Genomic DNA, 14228 nt, shown 5'->3' on the forward strand with positions numbered 1-14228 from the left:
GCTGTCCACCGGCCGCTGACTACCCTGTGCCACATGCAGCAGCGCGCGGTCGGACGCACCGGTCTCAAGGTCTCCCGGCTCGGGCTCGGCACCATGACCTGGGGTCGCGACACCGACGAGCACGAGGCGCGCGACCAGCTCATCGGCTTCGCCGAGGCGGGCGGCACCTTCCTCGACACCGCCGCGGCCTACGGCGACGGTGCCTCCGAGGAGCTGATCGGCAGCCTGCTCGGCGATGTGGTGGCGCGCGACGAGGTGGTGCTGGCCACGAAGGCGGGGCTCTCCCGTCGTTCGGACCAGCGCAGTGCCGACACCTCCAGGGGCACCTTGCTCACCACCCTGGATGCCTCGCTGAAGCGCATGCGTGTCGATCACGTGGACCTGTGGCAGGTGCACGTGTGGACCGATGACACGCCTCTGGAGGAGACGCTGGGGGCCCTGGACCTCGCCGTGACCTCGGGGCGGGCCTCCTACGTCGGTGTCTCCAACTACTGCGGCTGGCAGACGGCCCAGGCCGCGACGTGGCAGCGGGCCGTTCCCGGCCGGACCCCGCTGGCGTCCACGCAGGTCGAGTACTCCCTGCTCGCCCGCCAGGTCGAGCTCGAGGTGCTGCCTGCCGCGCAGGCGCTGGGCCTGGGCGTGTTCCCCTGGTCGCCGCTGGGCCGCGGCGTGCTCACCGGCAAGTACCGCACCGGTACGCCGGCGGACTCCCGGGCGGCTTCCACGCACTTCGCCTCCTTCGTCGAGCACTACCTCGACGAGCGCGGCCGAGGGATCGTCGAGGCCGTGGTCCGCGCAGCGGAAGGGCTCGGCTGGTCCCCCTGGAGGTGGCCCTGGTCTGGGTGCGGGACCGCGCCGGTGTGACCGCGCCGATCCTCGGCGCCCGTACCGCGGCGCAGCTGAAGGCGGCCCTGGACGCCGACGACCTGGTCCTGCCGCCGGAGATCGTCGCCGCGCTCGACGACGTGTCGGCCGACTGAGGCGTCATGAGTCAAGCACTGCGCCGTCCGCCCCGGCCCGGGGTGGAGTGGGAGTTCGACACGGTGACCTACTCGCGGGAGTTCTCACGCAACGCCGTCACCCGGATGCTGGTCGAACGCGCTGAGCTGGGGGGCTGGGAGCTGGCTCGGCTACGGATAGCCGCGGACGGCACCCGTCGGGTGGTGCTGCGGCGCAAGATCATCCGCCAGGCCCGCCCGAGGATGTACTACTGAGCCAGGTCACTGCCCGTCCTTCGGTCCGATCGGCCTGGCGACGACCACCTGGTACTTCGTGTAGTGGAAGCGCCCGTTGCCGTAGACCACCCGGTTGGTGCAGCTGATGAGGACGAGCCGGTGCGCGCCCGTGGTCCTGAAGTACCGGTCGGGCAGTCTCCGCGTTCGGTCGTACCGGGCGGTCTGGGCGACCTTGTAGCGGTACGTCGTGCCACCCCTCACCACCGAGACGACCTGGCCGCGGGCAGCTCGGCGCAGGCCCCACAGGGCGCCGGGGTCGTCCCGTCGGTCGGACACGTGACCGGCTATCACGGTGGTGCCGATCTTGTCGCCGTAGCCGGCGGACCTCCCCAGCCAGCTCGTGGTCCGCACGTTCGCGGGCAGGGTCATGATCCCCCGCTTGATCGCGGTGGGAACCACTGCGGCTCGCAACCCGATGCCGGCGGCTCGGATGACGGTCCTGGCGTCCCGGGCGAACTCACGTCCCGTGCGAGCGCCGGAGAATCCTCCGTTGATCACCGGCGCGCGGTAGGAGGGCTTTGCGACCGTGGTCGTCTCCGAGGCGAGCCCGCAGCGGCTCGATCCAGCCCTGTTCGCGGCCGTCGCTTCCGTGGTGACCCGCCAGGTGTAGACGCCAGGCCGCTGTACCCGCACGGATGGCGTGCGGCTCCACCCCGCCCGCGCGCGCCACGTGAGCGTGCGCGCGAGGTTCTCCTGGGTGCAGGTGACGGCTGACCGGGAGGAGAAGGGGCCGTAGAGGCGCGCGGTCCCGGGGACCGTCGTTCCTGCCGCGAGCCCGCTGACACGAACCCGGTCGTGGAACCTCTGCTGGGGCCGGACGCGCTTGTCGGACGTGCGGGTGCGGATGCTCGGCTCCCCGCGCGCAGGCGGGTTCACCTCGACGAGTGCGCTGTCACCCGGAGAGTCGACCGCGCCTCCGGAGGGGTCCCGGCCCCCGGCGCGGGCGGTGTTGCTCAGCCCCGATCCGGAGAGGTCTGCCGCGGTCACGGTGTAGACACTCGTGCACGTGACGCTGGCGCCGGGAGCCAGGCTGGTGGCCGCTGCCGGGCAGGTCGGGGTCGGCAGGTCGCCGGAGCCGGTGAAGCTCTCCTCGACGATGGCGAGACCACTGATCGTGACGTTCCCGGTGTTGGTGACGCGGAACGAGTAGGTGACCTGCTGGCCGGCGGCGGTGACGGTGCTGGGGCTCGCGGTCTTGACCAGCTCGAGCGCGGGAGCCTGGCCGACCGTCACGGACGCGGAGGCGGAGTTGTTGCTCAGGTCGGACTCGTACGGGAACGCATCGGAGCGATCGGCCGTGGCGGTGTTGACGAAGGTGCCCGTCTGGTCCGCACGCGCGGTGATGCGCAGGCGAGCCTGATCATCGGCGTCGGGCAGATCGACCGGATCCAGGTCACCGATGACCCAGGACCCGGGGACAGGGTCGTAGGTCCCCACCGTAGCCGTGCTGTCGACATAGGTGAGCCCCGGCGGCAGCAGGTCGTCGACGGTGACGCCCTCGGCGGTGTCCGGGCCGAGATTGCGGAGCCCGATCGTGAACGTGACCGTCTCGCCGAGCGTGGGAGCGGCATTGTCGACCGCCTTCGAGACGGCGATGTCCGCGACCGGGACGAACAGCACGGCGTCGTCGACGTTGTTGTCCGGATTGGGGTCCTCGACCACGGACTCCTGGATCGCGACCAGGTTGCGGTAGCTCCCCGACGCGCGGTCGCCGATGCGGATGGAGACCTCCAGGGTCGCCGTCTCACCGGGCTCGAGCCGCGGGATGGTCCAGATCCGGTTCACCTCGTCGAAGGTCCCGTTGTCGGTCGTGTGCCCGGTGATGTTGGCCTGGATGAGGGCAGGATCCTCGGTGATGGTGTCGTCGGTGGCGTTGGGGCCGTTGTTGGTGACGCGGATCGTGTAGCGGACGGTGTCACCCGGCTGGGCCACCGGCTGGTCGACGCTCTTGGTGATCGCGAGGTCGGCGAGCTCGACGAAGGTGGCCGTGGCCGAGGCCGAGTCGTTGGTCGGATCCACGTCGCGCTGGTCGAGGGTGGCCAGACTGGCCGTGTTGGCGCGTTGCCCGACCACCGTACCGGTTGCCCGGATGGTGAGCGTGACGGTGGTGCCGACCGGGAGGGAGCCGACGGTCCAGGTGCCGGTGTCGGCGTCGAAGGTGCCGTCGCCGGTGGCGGACACGAAGGTCAGGCCCTCGGAGAGCACGTCGGCGAGGACGACGCCGGTGGCCGTCGTGGCGGTCTGCCCAGCGACGGCGTTGTTGGTGGCGGTGATGGTGAAGACCGCGTCCTCTCCCACCGGGATGTCGTCGACCGATCCGGTCCCGTCGGGCCGGGCCACGGACTTCGTGACGCCGACGTCGACGGCGGGGGCCAAGGTGGTCACGGTGGCGCTGGACTCGTTGTCGTCCGGGGTCGGATCTTCGAGGAGTGGCGCGTCCACCGTGGCGAGGTTGACCTTGGTGCCCGCCGTGTCGAGCTGGGCGTTGATGATGAGAGCGGCGCTCTCGTCCGCCGCCAGGGTGCCGACGTCCCACCGACGACCGGCGGTGTCCACCGTTCCCTGGGTGGCGGAGGTGCCGACGACGCTTACGCCCTCGGCGCCGGTGTCGGTGACGTAGACGCCGCGCACCGTGTCGGGGCCACGGTTGAGGACCGTCACCGTGTAGGTGACGGCGTCCCCGACCACGGCCTCCGCTGGGGACGCGCCCTTGACGATGACGAGGTCGGCGACCGGGGTTCGTACCGCGACGCTGGCCGACGCCGAGTCGTTGGCGCTGTTGATGTCCGTGGGCGACACGGAGGCGATGCTGACCGCGTTCGTGAACGTTCCCGGGCTGGTGGTGTCCAGGGTGAAGTCGAACGCCGCGGACTCGTTCACGCCGAGGGAGCCGATGGTCCAGATGCTCGTGGCCGGGTCGTAGCTGCCGGTCCCGCCGGAGTCCCCGGGTCGGAAGGTGAGCCCCGGGGCAGGTCTTCGATCACGGTGATGCCGGTGCCGGGACGCGGGCCGAGGTTGGTGACCGTGACCCGGAACGTGACCGGCTCCCCTGCTGCGACCTCCGCCGAGCCGATGACCTCCTTGGTCACCGCCAGGTCGAGGGACGCCGGGTTCAGGGTGACGGTGGCGCTGTTGTTGGCGGCGTTCGTGTCGAGCTGGTCGAGCCTGGTCAGGCTCGCGGTGTTCGAGGCCACGCCGTTGGTCTCGACCCGGGCGGTGATGCTCAGGGTGACGGCATTCCCTACGGCAAGCGCAGGGATCGACCAGGCGCCGGTGTCCGTGGCGTAGTCGGACGGCTGGGCACCGGACGTGCTCGAGGTCAGCAAGGTGAGCTGCCCCGCGGGGAGCAGGTCGGTGATCAGGACGTCTGTGGCTGCTGCCGGGCCGTTGTTGGTCGCGGTGACGGTGAAGGTGACCGTGTCGCCGACAGCCGGGTCAGGCTCGTCGATCGTCTTGGTGACCGCGATGTCGGTGTTGACCCCGATGCTCTCCCTCGCCTCGGGCGACTCGACTTCCTGGCCGGCCGGGGTGTCCCCCGTCGCGACGGCGGTGTTGACGATGCTCCCGGCAGCGTCGGCCTGCGCGGTGTCGACGGTGTAGGTGCCGGTGCAGGTGGTCGATGCCGCCGGGGCAAGGACGTTCTCCTCGCACACGAGCGCTTCCGAGGAGATGCGGTCGTCGGTGACGGCGATGTTGGTCACGGTGGAGCCGCCGGTGTTCGTCACCGTGTAGAGGTACTCGACCTCCTGGCCGGCGACGTACGGGGGATCTGTCTGCACGCTCTTGGTCAGGGCGAGGCTGCTGACCAGGGGGACGGTGACGGTGGCCTCCGGGGAGGTGATCGCATCGCCGCCGGGGTTCGTCGCGGTGGCGGTGGCGGTGTTGACGACCTCTCCGGCCGCGACATCGGCGGCCGTGACGGTGTAGGTCCCGCGGCACACAGCGGTCGAGCCGGCCCCTGGCGCTGGCGTGAGCGTCGTGATGTCGCAGGTGATCGGCCCGGTGATCGTGTCGTCGGCGATCGCCAGGCTCGAGAGGGTCTCCGTCCCAGCGTTGGTGACGGTGTACTGGTAGGGGATGACGGTGCCGGCGGTGATGATGGCGGGCAGGGCGCCGGCGCTGCGGTCGACCTGCTTCTCCAGCTGCAGCTCGGCGAGGGGGTTGACGGACTGGACCACCGCGTTGCGGATCAGGTGGACGTCGGTCAGGCCGCCGGTGGAGCCCGCGAGCCCGAACTTGTAGGTGCTCGGCAGGTCGGCCGGAGCGGGAATGTCGAGCTCGGTGATCCAGGGGTCATTGGCGGCGGCAGGGTTGTACCGGACCTGGACGATGATCCGCGGGTCAGGTGCTGGCGTGACTGTGATGTTCACCTGCCGCCAGGACGCGGCGATCGTACGGCCCCGTAGCGTGCCGATGCCGCCGTTGAGCGTGGTGCCCGGGTCGTCCGGGTCGTCCGGGTCCGCCGGCGTCGTGGAAGCCAGGTAGCAGTAGCCGGTGAAGTCCTCGCCGGGGCCACGCACGGTGATGACGTTCGGCGCCACCGCGCCCTCCGCGGTCGAGGGTGATCGCTGGTCCTCGGGACAGCCCGTCCCGCGCCCCTCGCCGTCGTCGTAGTAGTTGCCATAGGCGTCCAGCCCCACCCCGAGCACTCCACCCGCGATGCCCGGCTCGGCGTCCCCGCCGCCTGAGGGAGTGCGCTGTGCGTACCCGAGGCTGCCGCCGGCTCCCCCGGTGTCGGTCAGGTCGGTGGAGCCATCGACGAGGAAGAACCCGATGCCGTCGGCGCCGGTGCCGCCGTACTGGAACTGGTCGAAGGTGATGGTCACCCCGGACGTCGCGGGGACGGGCCGGTTGTACAGCACGCTGCCCGCGGTCTGCGTTCTGGCGTCGGTCAGCTGTAGGTACCCCGGCGTGGCCCCGATCGACGGGACCGGGCCGGTCCGGAACCCCGCGCAGGTGGGAATCTGTGCTGCGCTCGCCGGTGGCGCGGTGGTGGCACCGGTCAAGCAGGTGTCGCCCTGCACCGTCCAGGCAGGGTCGGGCACCGATGATCCGGTGAACGTCTCGGAGACGATCGTCGTCCCGCCCGTCGGCGGGTCAGCGGAGGCGGGCACCCGCATCGCCTGGGGCGCCAGCGCCACTGTCAGCGTGGCCAGCAGACAGGTCGTCGTCGTCAGAGCAATTCCACGCAAGCTCGGCACGGGTCCTCCTCGCGGCCGCCACGCCCCGTACGGGCTAGCCGGGCCTATACCCCGAGTTTTTGCGCGGTGTCCCCGGATGACAAGGGCCAACGGCCCCGTGCTTCGGCGGCCTCATGACCCTTGCGGATACGCGCTCAGACCTCGTCGAGGAACCGGTCGAAGACGCGGGCCCCGAACTCCAGCGCGTCGGTGGGGACTCGCTCGTCGACGCCGTGGAACAGAGCACCGAAGTCGAGCTCGGCGGGCAGCCGGAGCGGGGCGAACCCGTAGGAGGTCATGCCCAGCTTGCGGAAGTGCTTGGCGTCGGTCCCGCCGCTCATCAGGTACGGCGCCACGATGCCGTCGGGGTCCTCGGCCAGGATCGACCTGGTCATGGCGTCCATCAGGTTGCCCTGCGTGGGCGACTCCCAGGGCTGCTGGTGGCTGACGAACTCCCGGGTGACGTCGGGGCCGCACAGCTCGTCCAGGGTCGCGAAGAACTCGTCCTGGTAGCCGGGCAGGAACCGGCCGTCCAGGTAGGCGGTGGCCTCGGTGGGGATCACGTTCACCTTGTAGCCGGCCTGGAGCATGGTCGGGTTGGCGGTGTTGCGGATCACGGCGCCGAGCATCCGGGTCGAGCTCTCGAACTCCTCCACCAGCGCCTCGGCGTTGTCGGGCGTGGCCTCCGTCCCGGCGATCGTGGCGACCGAGGCCAGCAGCACCTCCATCGCCGGGGTGAGCCGGACGGGCCAGTCATGGGCTCCGATGCGCGCCACGGCCCCCGCCAGCTGGGTGACGGCGTTGTCCCGGTTGACCATCGACCCGTGCCCGGCGGTGCCGCGGGCCCTCAGACGCATCCAGGCCATGCCCTTCTCGGCGGCCTCGATCAGGTAGATGCGCTGACCGCGCACCGTGGTGGTGAAGCCGCCCACCTCCCCCACGGCCTCGGTGCAGTCGGACAGCAGGTCGGGGTGGTCCCGCACGATGACCTCAGCGCCCTTGTGGCCACCGGCCTCCTCGTCGGCGGTGAAGCACAGCACGATCGGCCGTCGCGGGATGCGACCGCTGCGCACCCGGGCGCGGACCACCGAGAGCAGCATGGCGTCGAAGTCCTTCATGTCCACGGCCCCGCGGCCCCACAGGTAGCCGTCGGCGATCTCCCCGGCGAAGGGGTGGTGGGTCCAGTCCCGCGCCTCCGCGGGGACGACGTCCAGGTGCCCGTGCAGCAACAGCGCGTCCCCGTCGCTGCCGCCCCACCTGGCCACCAGGTTGGTGCGGCCGGGCTCCCCCTCGATGACCTGCGCCTCGATCCCCACCTCGTCGAGCAGGGTTGCGACCAGCTCGGCCGTCTTCCGCTCCCCCGGGCCAGTGTCGTCGCCGTAGTTGGAGGAGTCGATGCGGATGAGGTCGCGACAGAGGTCGACGACCTCTGTGGCCGGGTCGTGCAGGTCGGGAGCCATGGGCACATCCTGGCCGCTGAGGCACCCGAGGGGAAACGTGCGACCCGGATTGCGGGTTTCCCAGAGGGTGTTGCTAATCTTTCCCCGCACTCGTCCGGGTGGCGGAATTGGCAGACGCGCTAGCTTGAGGTGCTAGTGCCCGTATTAGGGCGTGGGGGTTCAAGTCCCCCCTCGGACACACAGGATGGGGAAGTCTCCCCAAGAACTCTTCGCCGAAGGGCGGCCCTCGGGCCGCCCTTCGCTGTTTCTCAGGACGCGCATGATGACTCGTCGTCGCGGACATCCCGGCACACCCGCCACTAGGCTGAAGCCGCACTGACCCCACGCACGCGGGGGACGCGGTGCGACGACGTGGATGCGAGGCACGACTTGGCCGCTCTCGCCCTCCGGGCACCCAGGCTCAGGCACCGCAGCGAGTGGTGTGCCGCCGTCCAGCCGGTCCGCCCCCGCCGTACGCCGCACGTCGAGGAGGTCGCAGACGCCTACCTGTCCCGGGTGGCCACCGGCGAGCTGGCCACGGTGCACCGTCCGAGCAAGTGGTTCTCCGGCGCGGTGTACACCTCGGCCGGGGAGCTGGTGCCCGCCTCGCAGAAGATCCTGGGCGACCCCCGCGGTCTTCGGGTAGCCGCAGACCCGAGCTTCCTCCCGCCTGTCGCGGACGTCCGCCTCGACGGCACGTGGCTCTACGGCGGCACGTGGGCGCCGACCTTCGGGCACTTCCTGGTCGAGACGCTCACCACCCTGTGGCCGCGCCTGCCTCAGCAGCCGACCGGTTTGGTGTTCCATTCGAGCTTCGGCCCCACCAACGTCGAGGGCTGGCACCGGCGGCTGCTCGCCCTGGCCGGGTTCGCCGACCTGCCCGTACACGTCGTGGGCACGGGTGGACCGGTCGCCGTGGAGCACCTCGTGGTTCCCTCCCGCAGCGTCGCCCTCCACGCCTGGGTCCACCCGGAGGCTCGCAGTGTGTGGGACACCATCGCCGGTTCGTTCCGCGGTGCCGGGCAGCAGCGCGTCTACGTCTCCCGGACCCTGCTCAACGAGCACCGGCGAGCCGTCCGATACCGACGCCCGGTCCGTTCCTCGGCCGAGCACGACCGGGCGCTGGACGAGGTGTTCGCCGCGCGCGGCTTCGACATCGTCCGTCCCGAGACGCTGGACATCGCTGAGCAGCTCGCCCGGGTCGCCTCTGCCGCCGTCATCGCCGGGCTCTCGGGCTCCGGGCTCCACCACTCCGCCTTCATCCCGCGTGGCGGCCGGGTCGTGGAGCTGGGCGACGGCCGGAACGCGACTCGTCCGGTGCGGATGCAGTGCGCCATCGACGCCGCCTCAGGCCACCAGCGGCGCTTCATCCGGGGCGACGCCCCGCCCGGGGAGGTGGATCACATCCTGGGGAGGTTGGGGCTCACCTGACGTCGTCTCCCTGACGTTGTCTCCGCGTCCGCGGTGGCACCTGATCAGGTCCGCTCGGTCGTCCCCGGGCCCGGTACGACGGCAACGAACCGAGGCGCGCGCTCGATCACGGTCTTGGGCACGTTGAGATCCATCATGCTCAGGACCGATCTCCGCTGGTGCGAGCCCACCACCACCATCTCGCTCCCAGCCGCAGCTTCCACCAGTGCCTCGTCGGGGATCCCGCGGCGCAGCTCGCACTGGACCTCCACGCCGGGATGACGGGTCCCGAAGCGCTCGGCGAGGCTCACCAGCCGGGCTCGCCGGTCCTCGTGCTCAGTGTCGTCCGCAGGGACGACGCCGGCCGGGTAGCCGTCGAAGACCGTGTGCACCAGGGTCAGCGGCAGCCCCCGCACCACGGCCTGGTGGAACGCCCAGTCGACGGCCACCTCGGAATGCCGACTCAGGTCGGTGCCGACCACCAGCCCGTCGCCGGTGTCCTCGGCGTCGTGCGGACGCCGTACCACCACGGGACAGTGTGCCTGTTGGCTCAGCGTGAGTCCCACCGAGCCGAGCACCAGGGTCTTGATCGCGCCCCGGCCCCGCGAGCCGATCACCGTCAGGTAGGCGACCTCCGAGGCATCCAGCAGCGCTGCCCGGGGATCTGCCAGCACCACCTGGGACCGGAGGTCGGGGATCACGTGGGCGGCCTCGACGCGGGCCCGCGCCTGGGAGACGAGCTCGTCGCCCTGGGCCTCCATCGCGGCCACCAGAGCCACGAGATCGACCTCCGGCGGAGCGCTCCACACCCCCGTGGCGTGGACCAGCGTCAAGGGCCGCCCCTCAAGGACCGCCTGTTCCGCTGCCCAGTCGATTGCTTGCTCGCTTGCCTGCGATCCGTCGACGCCGACCACTACGGCACCGTCGGCCTGCTCCAAGAGGTCCATACCGTTCTCCAAGGCGTCGTGTCGGCGGCACGGGCAGCGTGCCATGTGTCCCCACGCTTGCTTCCCGCGTCACCAGCGCGACAGGGGCAAACGTCAGCACGCACCGGGACTTGCGGCGGTGGTGACCACGACCGGGCCAGACCATCCTGGTGACATGACGCCCCAGGACATTCCCCCCGGCGCCGTGCTGGTCGCAGTCGACGGCTCCGACCATGCCGCCCGTGCCGTGACCTGGGGCGCCCGACACGCCCACCTCTCCCACCGGGCGCTCGTCCTGATGCACGCCACCGGAATCGGGGAGCCCCTGGAGTTTCCCCCGCTCGGAGTCAGCGTGACCGACTACCCACCGACGGCCGAGGACCCGGACCGCGACGACGGCCTGGTCCTCGAGGTGGCGGAGGAGAGGGCACGGACGGTGCTGGCGGACGGCGCGATCGTCCGCGTCTCGGTCCGTGACGACCCGCGCCGGGCGCTCGTGACTGCCTCCGCACGAGCTGAGCTCCTCGTCCTCGGATCCCGGGGTCGGGGCGTGTTCGGCAGTCTGGTCCTGGGCTCGGTCAGTGCGGCAGTCGCCAGGCACGCCGACTGTCCGGTCGCGGTGGTTCGGGGCTACGACGAGGTCGACTCGCTCACGCGTGTGGTCGTGGGCGTCGACGCGACCGCGGAGTCCAGGAGAGCGGTGGAGCACGCCTATCGGTTCGCCTCGCTCCACCGGGTCCCGATCCTGGTGGTGCACTGCTACTGGGACGTCGTCGGCATCCTGGCCGGGGGAAGCGGTGCGCCCGCGGACGACCCGGGCGCGACGCAGCTCGAGGTGGAGGTACGCGAGCTGATCGTCGGTCTGGGCGAGGACTACCCCGACGTCCAGGCTCGCGTGGTCCTGCGGCACGGCCTCGTGGACACCGTGCTCGCCGAGAATGCGTTGCTGGGTGACGTCATCGTCGTGGGACGGCACGAAGCGGGGTCCGCCGCCCAGTTCCTGGCGCGCTCGGTGTCGACCGCGGTGCTGGAGCGGGCCCGCTCGACGGTGATCGTGGTCCCGTTCGGCACCAAGGGGCACTGACGGGTCAGGGCCCGGCTGCCGGGTCGCGCTCAGCTGCCGGGACGTCGTCGTGCCGGTGCCGGCGCACCAGGCTCGCGGCCAGGATGGCCGCAGCCAGCAGTCCGGACACCAGGCCGCTGAGCAGCAGGATGCCGGCCAGGTCATCCACCACGGGTGCAGTGGCCCCGAGAGCGACCCTGGTCACCACGGGACTGGAAGCGTCGGCTTTCATCACCACCAGCGTCCAGTCGCCCTCACTCGGTGCACCGGTGATGCTCTGGGTGCCGCCGCCTTCGGACGAGGCCACCCAGAAACCGGCCTCCCCGGGAGCCATCCGCGGCGCTCCGCCCTCGACGAACCTGGTCTTCACCGAGCTGTCGTCATCAGCCACGTCCGTGACGACCGAGTGCGCGACCTGGTCCAGGTAGGCGCGGACGTCCGAGGTCCGTGCGATCCCGACGAAGACAGAGTCTCCTGGGGATCCGGTGGCCTCCACCTTGAGCTCGCCGAGCAGGTCCCGCAGGACGTCGATCAGGCCGTCGGAGTCATCCAGCTCTGCCTTCTCCGAGACGATCGCATAGCCCGGCGACTGCACCTCGACCCTTGGGGTCGTGAAGTAGCCGTCGTCGCGCAGATCCTCGTCGGCCGCTGCCAGCACTGCGGCGCTGACCAGGGCGCCGATCGCACCGAGGGCCAGCAGCGAACCCACCACGATGCCGATGATCCGTCCCACGCCCCACCGTGGGGACGGGTCCGGCGTCGGCGGAGACGAGGCCGTCCCGGGCGACGTCGGCTGAGCGTCGGCCACCCCCACCGTCTCCCCGCTGGAGGAGGGATGCATGGACCGGGTGCCAGGGTCGGTCCCGCCCTGGTCCAGCCGGAACGGCGGATACTCATCGGTCATCAGGCCCGTGTAGGCACCGACTCTGAGCATCCATCGGTTGAGCCCGATCACGAGATCGAACACACCGGAGGGATACCGGCCGGTGAACAGCAGCACGACGGCCGCGACGAACACCAGGAACCCCAGCAGTCCCACGCCGCCCGCGGTCTGGGCGCCAGCGGCATCGCCGTTGGCCGCCACCGTCCAGGCAGAGCCGGTGAAGATCGCCAGCACGAGGTAGTGCGGGATCGCGAGCAACCACCACTTCACCAGGGCCAGGCCCCTGGAGAGCCGAGCGGGGTACTCCACGTGCAGGTGGGCGGGGTAGTCGGCCCGTTCCCAGAGGCTGAAGGGTGGGTAGCGGTCCGTGCCGAGCGCGCTGTAGGCGTAGTAGGAGACTCGCCAGCTCCAGCGCATGACGCCCACGTTGAACTCGAAGATGCCCCGTGGATACCGACCGGTGATCACGATGGCGACCAGCGCCACGGCACTGAGGACGAGGTACGCCGCCCACAGGAACGCGAGCAGGAAGACGTGCGGAAGGACCAGCAGCCACTTCACCAGCCACAGCCAGCGGCTCGGCCCAGGATCGAGCACCGCGTCGACTCGCACTGGATACTGCCCTGAGTCCATGGCACGGACCTCCGGTCGCCTGATGCCGCTGCCTGCTCAACACGGTGGGCGGCAGCAGGCACACCGGCCAGGGACCAAGGTCACGAACTGGTCGGGACCCCCCTGCGACCCCGTGGAACCTGCTGGTGCGGGGCCGAGCCCGTCACCGCGGGATCGTCTCTGCGCTTCCGCTGCCCGCGTCCGGTCGCCCCTCGGGCATCTTGGTGATGAAAGTCAGCACCACGGCGGCCAGTGCCACCACCCCGATGGTGGTGTAGGCGGTGGTGTAGTTCAGGTCGTCCCCGATCAGCGCCGAGGCCACCAACGGCCCCACCACGCCACCGATGCTCCAGCCGATGAGCATCAGCCCATAGATGGCACCGGCGTTGCTGACCCCGAAGAAGTCCCCGGCCGTGGCCGGCATGGTCCCGAACGCACCGCCGTAGCAGAGGTAGATGACGGCGGCGAGGACGACGAACAGCGCGGCGTTCTCCGCGTGCGGGATGGCGATCAGGCAGATGCCGGAGAGCCCGAGCATGGCGGCGAACGACTTCATCCGGCCCAGCTTGTCCGACGCGGCCGCCCAGACGACCCGGCCGGCCCCGTTGAAGATGGCCAGGACCCCGACCACGCTGGCAGCCGCCGACGCCGAGTAGCCCGCGATGTCGGACGCGCTGGCCGCGGCCTGGGAGATCAGCGAGATGCCTGCCGCGACGTTCAGGGTGAGGAGCGCGGTGAGCAGGTACCACTGCGGGGTCCGCAGAGCCTCCCCCTGGGTGTAGTCATGGACAGCCGACCTCCCCGGCGCCTGTGCCGTCACGCTCTGGTCCCCCACCGTGTAGCCGGCGGGCGGGTTCTTGAACACCGACGCACCCAGCACCGACATCACCAGGTAGGCGATGCCCAGCGGGATGAAGGCCTTCGTCGGCACGTCGGGGTCCCGGTCGATGAGCCAGTTGGCCACCGGCGAGGTGAGCACCGCGCCGAACCCGAAGCCGCCCACCGCCAGACCCGTGATGAGGCCCCGCTTGTCCGGGAACCACTTCTGCAGCATCGCGATCGGCACGATGTAGGCCACCCCGAGCCCGAACCCACCGATCACCCCGTAGCCCAGGATGACCAGCCAGAACGTGTCGGCGTCTCGGGCGATCCCGGCGATCAGCACCCCGATGCCGTAGATGACCCCGCCCACCATCGCCACGGTGCGGGGCCCGCGCTTGTCCTGGATGCGCCCTCCGATGTAGGTCCCGATGAAGATCATCCCGATGGTGACCTCGAACGGGACCGCGGCCTGGACCGAGCTGAGGTCGAAGGCTGAGGACTCCTGCAGCGCCTTGGAGAAGACGCTCCACGCATAGACCGCGCCGATGGAGAACTGCAGGAGCAGTGCCGCGGCGACGAGCAGCCAGCGGTTGGTCGTGTAGCCCCCAGGCTGACCGGAGTCACCGGTCGGGCGCGTTCCGGCTGGACTGGTCATGGC

Annotated in this window: 9 protein-coding genes, 1 tRNA gene and 1 pseudogene; 5 read left to right on the top strand and 6 right to left on the bottom strand. The window is 70.7% G+C overall.

What is annotated here, in order from left to right; translation table 11 throughout:
- The first annotated feature begins 33 nt into the window (after positions 1–33).
- Together C0R66_RS09460 and C0R66_RS09465 are read left to right on the top strand one after the other, a co-directional pair.
- Positions 34–980: pseudogene (locus C0R66_RS09460) on the top strand (aldo/keto reductase).
- Between the two features lie 6 nt (positions 981–986).
- Entirely contained in the window at positions 987–1214 is a 228-nt protein-coding gene (locus C0R66_RS09465) for a DUF5703 family protein (RefSeq protein ID WP_240181764.1), read from the top strand.
- A 6-nt stretch (positions 1215–1220) separates the two neighbouring features.
- On the opposite strand, the gene C0R66_RS09470 is transcribed toward C0R66_RS09465, so the two are convergent.
- From C0R66_RS09470 to C0R66_RS09480, 3 genes are all read right to left on the bottom strand, one after another.
- Positions 1221–4139 (bottom strand): DUF7507 domain-containing protein, encoded by a 2919-nt coding sequence (locus C0R66_RS09470; protein ID WP_338418230.1) that lies wholly within the window; start codon positions 4137–4139, stop codon positions 1221–1223.
- Positions 4112–6436: a DUF7507 domain-containing protein gene (locus tag C0R66_RS09475; RefSeq protein WP_158647976.1), complete on the bottom strand. Its 2325-nt coding sequence runs from the start codon at positions 6434–6436 to the stop codon at positions 4112–4114. The genes C0R66_RS09470 and C0R66_RS09475 overlap by 28 nt, the downstream gene beginning before the upstream one ends.
- A gap of 134 nt (positions 6437–6570) precedes the next feature.
- Entirely contained in the window at positions 6571–7875 is a 1305-nt protein-coding gene (locus C0R66_RS09480; protein ID WP_101524483.1) for a M20/M25/M40 family metallo-hydrolase, read from the bottom strand.
- 92 nt (positions 7876–7967) lie between these two features.
- Between C0R66_RS09480 and C0R66_RS09485 the strand changes: the two genes are divergently transcribed.
- Both C0R66_RS09485 and C0R66_RS09490 read left to right on the top strand, forming a co-directional pair.
- A tRNA-Leu gene (locus C0R66_RS09485) sits at positions 7968–8053 on the top strand.
- 191 nt (positions 8054–8244) lie between these two features.
- Positions 8245–9285 (top strand): glycosyltransferase family 61 protein, encoded by a 1041-nt coding sequence (locus C0R66_RS09490; RefSeq protein WP_158647977.1) that lies wholly within the window; start codon positions 8245–8247, stop codon positions 9283–9285.
- A 44-nt stretch (positions 9286–9329) separates the two neighbouring features.
- Here C0R66_RS09490 and C0R66_RS09495 read toward each other — a convergent pair whose 3' ends face one another.
- Entirely contained in the window at positions 9330–10256 is a 927-nt protein-coding gene (locus tag C0R66_RS09495) for a universal stress protein (protein ID WP_101524485.1), read from the bottom strand.
- Positions 10257–10365: 109 nt separating this feature from the next.
- Between C0R66_RS09495 and C0R66_RS09500 the strand changes: the two genes are divergently transcribed.
- Positions 10366–11274, top strand: coding sequence for a universal stress protein (locus C0R66_RS09500; RefSeq protein WP_158647979.1), 909 nt, complete (start codon positions 10366–10368; stop codon positions 11272–11274).
- Positions 11275–11278: 4 nt separating this feature from the next.
- Here C0R66_RS09500 and C0R66_RS09505 read toward each other — a convergent pair whose 3' ends face one another.
- Positions 11279–12769: a DUF4389 domain-containing protein gene (locus tag C0R66_RS09505; RefSeq protein ID WP_101524487.1), complete on the bottom strand. Its 1491-nt coding sequence runs from the start codon at positions 12767–12769 to the stop codon at positions 11279–11281.
- A 142-nt stretch (positions 12770–12911) separates the two neighbouring features.
- The gene (locus C0R66_RS09510; protein WP_101524488.1) at positions 12912–14225 is read right to left on the bottom strand and encodes an L-lactate MFS transporter; all 1314 of its coding nucleotides are present in this window, start codon (positions 14223–14225) and stop codon (positions 12912–12914) included.
- Between the last annotated feature and the right edge of the window lie 3 nt (positions 14226–14228).

It is taken from the genome of Nocardioides houyundeii, from assembly GCF_002865585.1.
In the GTDB taxonomy this organism is placed as follows: Bacteria; Actinomycetota; Actinomycetes; order Propionibacteriales; family Nocardioidaceae; genus Nocardioides; species Nocardioides houyundeii.

Excerpts from the sequence above, each read along its gene's own strand:
- C0R66_RS09465 (WP_240181764.1), top strand. The coding sequence starts at position 987 with ATGAGTCAAGCACTGCGCCGTCCGCCCCGGCCCGGGGTGGAGTGGGAG.
- C0R66_RS09480 (WP_101524483.1), bottom strand. The coding sequence starts at position 7,875 with ATGGCTCCCGACCTGCACGACCCGGCCACAGAGGTCGTCGACCTCTGT.
- C0R66_RS09495 (WP_101524485.1), bottom strand. The coding sequence starts at position 10,256 with ATGGCACGCTGCCCGTGCCGCCGACACGACGCCTTGGAGAACGGTATG.
- C0R66_RS09500 (WP_158647979.1), top strand. The coding sequence starts at position 10,366 with ATGACGCCCCAGGACATTCCCCCCGGCGCCGTGCTGGTCGCAGTCGAC.
- C0R66_RS09505 (WP_101524487.1), bottom strand. The coding sequence starts at position 12,769 with ATGGACTCAGGGCAGTATCCAGTGCGAGTCGACGCGGTGCTCGATCCT.
- C0R66_RS09510 (WP_101524488.1), bottom strand. The coding sequence starts at position 14,225 with ATGACCAGTCCAGCCGGAACGCGCCCGACCGGTGACTCCGGTCAGCCT.